Genomic DNA, 1,484 nt, shown 5'->3' on the forward strand with positions numbered 1-1,484 from the left:
ATTCGAACCCGTGTTACCGCCGTGAAAGGGCGGTGTCTTAACCACTTGACCAACGGGCCTTAATGGCGGAGAAGGAGGGATTTGAACCCTCGCGCCGGTTAACCCGACCTACACCCTTAGCAGGGGCGCCTCTTCAGCCACTTGAGTACTTCTCCTTATGGCTCCGCAGGTAGGATTCGAACCTACGACCGTTCGGTTAACAGCCGAATGCTCTACCACTGAGCTACTGCGGAATGGTGGGCCTAAATGGACTTGAACCATCGACCTCACGCTTATCAGGCGTGCGCTCTAACCAGCTGAGCTATAGGCCCATTTTGGAGCGGGTGATGGGAATCGAACCCACGACAACAGCTTGGAAGGCTGTGGTTTTACCACTAAACTACACCCGCGTATTTGTTTTTTGTTTGATGGGGCGACTAGTGGGAATCGAACCCACGAATGTCGGAGCCACAATCCGATGCGTTAACCACTTCGCCATAGCCGCCATCGTCAAAAAGTAAAAGCAGTTAACGGCTAAAAGATGGTGGCTCGGGACGGAATCGAACCGCCGACACAAGGATTTTCAGTCCTTTGCTCTACCGACTGAGCTACCGAGCCATATATTTTTGTTCACTAAATATCTATTTTATTCAGACCTTTTCACAAAGATCTTCCGATCTTTCACGCAGATTGCCGCGGAAGCTGATCAATGATGAGTGCAATCTGCTCTACCGACTAAGCTGCCGACCCATAAGTTTAAATGGCGGTCCCGACGGGAATCGAACCCGCGATCTCCTGCGTGACAGGCAGGCATGTTAACCGCTACACTACGGGACCAGATTGCGGGGGCAGGATTTGAACCTGCGACCTTCGGGTTATGAGCCCGACGAGCTACCGGACTGCTCCACCCCGCGATAATATTATTTTATATTTTTTGTCCTATGCGCTTATTTTAGCTTTCGGACTGTCCCGACCTCAGAAGTTAAACCAAGAAGCAGTTCGGTCGGTACAACTCGCAGGTTATTCAGAGAAGTAATGCTCGTTGCTCCACCCCGCGATAATATTATTTTATATTTTTTGTCCTATGCGCTTATTTTAGCTTTCGGACTGTCCCGATTTCAGTAAGCATATTCAGGAAGCGGCTCAATCGGTGCGCTGAAGAATATTCAAAGAAGCTTTTTCAGGCGTGCTTAACCCGCACTAATAAAATTATAAAGTGATATGGCGGAGGAAGAGGGATTCGAACCCCCGCGGGCTTTGACACCCCTGTCGGTTTTCAAGACCGATCCCTTCAGCCAGACTTGGGTATTCCTCCGTATTAGAAATGGTGGACCTTGTAGGACTCGAACCTACGACCGGACGGTTATGAGCCGTCTGCTCTAACCAGCTGAGCTAAAGGTCCTCTATTTGGTAGCGGCGGAGGGAATCGAACCCACGACCTCACGGGTATGAACCGTACGCTCTAGCCAGCTGAGCTACGCCGCCAAAAATAAATCTTTTATGAT

At 50.1% G+C, this 1,484-nt stretch carries 11 tRNA genes; all 11 read right to left on the reverse strand.

Going from position 1 to position 1,484, the window contains the following annotated elements:
- Positions 1–63: 63 nt before the first annotated feature.
- Positions 64–155: transfer RNA gene (locus PB1_RS16300), tRNA-Ser, on the reverse strand.
- Positions 156–158: 3 nt separating this feature from the next.
- A tRNA-Asn gene (locus PB1_RS16305) sits at positions 159–233 on the reverse strand.
- Position 234: 1 nt separating this feature from the next.
- Positions 235–311 (reverse strand) — tRNA-Ile (locus PB1_RS16310).
- A gap of 4 nt (positions 312–315) precedes the next feature.
- Positions 316–389 (reverse strand) — tRNA-Gly (locus PB1_RS16315).
- A 19-nt stretch (positions 390–408) separates the two neighbouring features.
- Positions 409–484 (reverse strand) — tRNA-His (locus tag PB1_RS16320).
- Between the two features lie 37 nt (positions 485–521).
- Positions 522–597: transfer RNA gene (locus PB1_RS16325), tRNA-Phe, on the reverse strand.
- A gap of 143 nt (positions 598–740) precedes the next feature.
- A tRNA-Asp gene (locus PB1_RS16330) sits at positions 741–816 on the reverse strand.
- Positions 817–819: 3 nt separating this feature from the next.
- A tRNA-Met gene (locus PB1_RS16335) sits at positions 820–893 on the reverse strand.
- Between the two features lie 308 nt (positions 894–1,201).
- A tRNA-Ser gene (locus PB1_RS16340) sits at positions 1,202–1,294 on the reverse strand.
- A gap of 10 nt (positions 1,295–1,304) precedes the next feature.
- A tRNA-Ile gene (locus PB1_RS16345) sits at positions 1,305–1,381 on the reverse strand.
- Between the two features lie 6 nt (positions 1,382–1,387).
- Positions 1,388–1,464 (reverse strand) — tRNA-Met (locus PB1_RS16350).
- Between the last annotated feature and the right edge of the window lie 20 nt (positions 1,465–1,484).

Source organism: Bacillus methanolicus PB1 (genome assembly GCF_000262755.1).
Taxonomy (GTDB): Bacteria; Bacillota; Bacilli; order Bacillales; family Cytobacillaceae; genus Bacillus_Z; species Bacillus_Z methanolicus.